The organism is Mesorhizobium sp. M7A.F.Ca.US.006.01.1.1, from assembly GCF_003997935.1.
Lineage (GTDB): Bacteria > Pseudomonadota > Alphaproteobacteria > Rhizobiales > Rhizobiaceae > Mesorhizobium.
Map to the genome: position 1 here is coordinate 1 of NZ_RZQL01000383.1, position 4,326 is coordinate 4,326.

At 60.0% G+C, this 4,326-nt stretch carries 4 protein-coding genes; all 4 read left to right on the forward strand.

What is annotated here, in order from left to right:
* Nucleotides 1-661: TrbG/VirB9 family P-type conjugative transfer protein (locus tag EN943_RS35345; RefSeq protein WP_164778557.1), on the forward strand; the 661-nt coding region annotated here is incomplete at its 5' end.
* On the forward strand, nt 661-2,124 hold the full coding sequence (gene virB10 / locus EN943_RS35350) for a type IV secretion system protein VirB10 (protein WP_127416422.1): 1,464 nt from the start codon (nt 661-663) through the stop codon (nt 2,122-2,124). The genes EN943_RS35345 and virB10, both read left to right, overlap by 1 nt.
* Before the next feature lie 77 nt (nt 2,125-2,201).
* Nucleotides 2,202-3,146 (forward strand): P-type DNA transfer ATPase VirB11, encoded by a 945-nt coding sequence (virB11, locus tag EN943_RS35355; protein WP_245476097.1) that lies wholly within the window; start codon nt 2,202-2,204, stop codon nt 3,144-3,146.
* A gap of 12 nt (nt 3,147-3,158) precedes the next feature.
* Nucleotides 3,159-4,326: type IV secretory system conjugative DNA transfer family protein (locus EN943_RS35360; RefSeq protein WP_164778558.1), on the forward strand; the 1,168-nt coding region annotated here is incomplete at its 3' end.

Below are 4,326 nucleotides of genomic sequence, written 5' to 3' on the forward strand. Positions count from 1 at the left end.
TATTTCGACGATGGTCGAACTCAGTCCGACCGAAGTCATCGAGACCGTTTCCGCCGGCGACACGAAGGGCTGGTCGATCATCCCCAAACGCGGATCGCGATTTCTGTTTGTCAAGCCGCTGGAGCGCGATGCTTGGACCAACGTCAACGTGGTCACCAACCGGCGCGTCTATTCCCTGCTGCTGCAGGCAACTGACAATAGCCGCGACCGGGCATCCTTCCAGGTCCGGTTCAAATACCCGGACGAGGATATCAACGCGCGCCTGCTCTCGCAGGCCAAGGAGAGCGCCGCCGATCCGGATTTGAAGGACCTGAACTATGCCGATCTCAATTACGACTATGCGTACAAAGGCGATGACAGCTTGAAGCCGCGCACCGTATTCGACGACGGCACCAAGGTGTTTCTGGAGTTCAAGGGTGACATTCCGGCGATTTTCGTGGTCGACGACAAGCGCCATGAGTCGCTGGTCAACGTTCGCACGCAGGGCAAATACACCGTCATCGACAAGGTGGCACGGCAATTCACCTTGCGAGCCGATGGCAAGACACTCTGCCTTTACAACCGGGCTCGACCCAACGCTATCGATCCAGTCGAGCAGGTCTACGGTCCAACGAAACTGACAGGTGGTTCCACCCTGTTCGGGTCCAGCGGAGGGCGGTGATGACGCAGATCGATTATAACCAACTGGACGGCAGCCCGACGGTCGCGCGCCGCGGTGCGGGTGTGGGTACCAAAATCGCCCTGGTCGGCCTCGGCGTGGTGCTGGTGGGCGCGCTGATATGGCTGAACTGGCCTCGGGAGCCGGTATCGCGCGATCTTCGCAGCGATGGCGAGGAAAACTTCAACCCGCCCGAGTTCCGCCCGCCGGCGTTGAACGAGCCGCCACAACCTGCCGACGGCACGATCGACCAGATCGTGGTGCCGCCACCGGCTGACGACCAGAAGGGCACGCAACAAGCCGATAATGTCGATCAGACCGTGCAGGAGGGCGCGGATCTCGATGCGCAGCGGCGTGCGCTGGAGGCGCAAATGGCGGCCGAGGAAGCTCGCCGCAAGGCCGAGGCGGAAGAAGCTCGCCAGAAGGCCGCGGCTGACGAAGAGGCTCGCCGCAAGGCTGAGGCCGCAGAGCACGAAAAAGCAGTGTGGGAACGCCTGCGATCGAACCAGATGGTGACGAATGGTGAAACCGGCTCGACGGACGCCGGCGCCCAGGCGGCACAGGTCGAAATCGCCCCCGACGGTCAGATCGTCCCGGTCCCCGGCGCCGACAGTGATCCCAACAAGGCATTCCTGGCTCAGTCCGAGGCAAGTTCTTCCGGGATCGTTAAAGCCAAAATATTCCGACGCACCGATGCGTTGATCCCTGAAGGAACGATCCTTCGCGGCTATTTGGAAACCGCTGTTAACACCGACCTTCCCGGCGCAGTTCGCGCTGTCGTGCGTGAGGATGTCTTTTCGCTGGACGGCAGGCGGGTCCTCATTCCAAAAGGCTCGCGCTTGACCGGAGAATACCGCTCGGGGCTTGCGCGCGGTCAAAAGCGTGTTTTCATCGTCTGGAACAGGGTCATTCGCTCGGACGGTATTTCCGTCGATATAAAGTCGCCTGGTGCAGATGCGCTCGGCCGAGGCGGCATGGGCGGCCGTGTCGATACGCACTGGGTTGAACGGTACGGCAACGCCATCATGCTCTCCGTCGTTGGCGGCGTTTCTGAATATCTGTCTTCGCTTGGCGACAGCAGCCAGGATGGACAACAGCGTCAGGTGTCGACGACCGATCCCGTGACCGGTGAGACCACAACCGTAACGTATGGTGGCAATGGATCGCAGCGCGACGCCCGCGGTATCGCGTTCGACAAGTCATCGACCGCCTTGCAGCAACTCGCGCAAGAGGCGTTTCGCGACACGCAGAACATTGGCCCGACAGTCTACGTCGACCAGGGCACGTCCATCGTCGTGCTGGTGCGGCGAGATCTCGATTTCTCGGATTTGTACGCCGATCCGGTTCAGGAAGAAGTTGCACGAATGAGGGCAGGTGGGCGGCCGAAGGCCGCGATCGATCCGACGCCTCTTTACGCGACGCCAAAGGATCATTTTTATCGCGGCTATGGGAGTCCGGTGAAATGAACGCCCTGCATCCCCTCCCCGACCCTTGGGCAAGAGCTCCGGTCCTGCGCGCGCATCTGGAGCCAATATGGTCCTATTTGAACGAAGACTCGGTTTCCGAGATTGCGATCAACAGGCCAGGTGAATTGTTCATCGAACGCCTCGGCGCCAAGGAAATGGAGCACGTCGTCAAGCGCGAAGTCACGCCCGGCTGGATCCGCAACATCTCGACGGGTGTCGCCTCTGCGACAAATCAGGTCATCAATGAAGAAAAACCGGTCCTGTCGGCAGCACTACCCTCAGGCGAGCGCATCCAATGCATCTTGCCGCCGGCGGCTCCCGAAGGCGGGGCGATCTCAATCCGCAAACAGGTCATCATGGATATGAGCCTTGATGCCTACAAGGATCTTGGCGCATTCGAGAACACGGCGATGGGTAGCGGCCTGGCGCTTTCAACCGAAGAAAAGCGACTTGTCGAAATGTTGCAGGACACCTCGCCGATGGAGTTCCTCCAGTATGCGGTGCGCAACCGCGTCTCGATCGTCGTTTCAGGCGGTACGTCGACCGGCAAGACGACGTTCTTGAACGCACTCTTGAAGGAAATCCCGCCCCGTGAACGGATCATCACGATCGAAGACACCCGCGAACTGAGGCTGCCGGCTCCCAACAACGTCACGCTGATAGCCTCGAAGGGCGACCAGGGCCTTGCCAAAGTCTCCGCGCAACAGCTTCTCGAAGCCTCGCTTCGCATGCGACCCGACCGTCTGTTGTTAGGCGAGTTACGCGGCGCTGAAACGTTCGCGTTTCTGCAGGCGATCAACACCGGCCATCCTGGTTCGCTCACGACCGTTCATGCCAATTCCGCCCGGTCCGCCTACGAGCGGCTGGCGCTCATGGTCATGCAGGGCAGTACGGGGCTCTCACGGAGTGAAATCCTCGACTATCTGCGCGAGGTCATTCCGGTGGTCGTCCAGATGGTCCGCACCGAAGGCGGCCGGCGCGGCATCAGCGAGATCAAGTTCACCAAGGCGGAGACAATCTAGCGAGGCCCATCCATGCAGAAAATCGCAACAGCAATTTTTATGGTGCTCATGGCGATGGCCATGGGCGCCCTGCTCTTCATGGTCGCCTATGTCGCGACAGATTGGTACCGGACTGGCTCCCACGTCCTGTTTGACCACCTGAACGCTAATCCCTTGCCGGTTGTTCGTATGGCCTTGGCTGACGTGACTGCGAGAAATTTTGACAGGGTGCAATACGCCATTGCGGCGGGATTTTTTGGGTTTCTCTTGCCACTGGTCAGCTTGTTTCTCATGCGTCCGAGAAAGCGCAATGACTCTCGCTTCATGACCACGAGCGACGTATCGAAAACCGGCCTTACGAAAGTGGGCGGCGTCTTCGTCGGTCGAGCCGGCGGCAAGCTTGCCGAGATTTTGTCGCCCGGCCGCGATCAGCGCTCCGGCAAGATTCATCTGACCCAGCGCAAGCTGATTGGTGGCAAGAAATTGTGGATTGATGGCGATGATATCGGCGGCTTCGTCATAGGGCCGCCGCGCTCCGGTAAGGGCACGTCTCTCATCATCCCGAACGCCTTGACCTGGCCGCATTCGCTCGTGGTTCTCGACCTGCGGGGCGAGACCTATGCGGCGACTGCTGGTTACCGTTCGACCATGAGCCGCGTGGTGCGTTTCGCGCCGGCTGATCCGGACGGCAATACCGCATGCTACAATCCGATGGACTTCATCTCGCTGGACTCAGCACAGCGCGACATCGACCTTCGCAACATCGCTGCGGCATTGTTTCCGCGCCCCCCTTCGAACGCGGATCCCTACTGGGTCAACGATGCCCGCCTCCTTTTTACCGGCATCGCGTCCTTCGTCATGGAATCGCCTGCGATTCCGAACGAGAAGAAGACCTTCTCCACAATCCTCGAGATTATGAACGGTGCCGAGCAGCCGCTCCTGGAGTTCATCGGCTCTCTGCGCGAGGAGCGCCGCCGCGAATGTTCGCATTTTACGCTGCAAACCCTGCTGCCATATTTCGAAATGTCTGAGCGGCAGTTTTCCGGAATCTACGCCGGCGTGCGGACCGGCATGGCTCCCTTTCTCAACGAACGCCTGATGCGAGCTACCTCGCGCAGCACGTTCGATATTCGCAAACTCAAGCGCGAGCGGATCTCTCTTTATCTCGACGTACGGCGCGAGCAGATCACGTCGCTTGGAC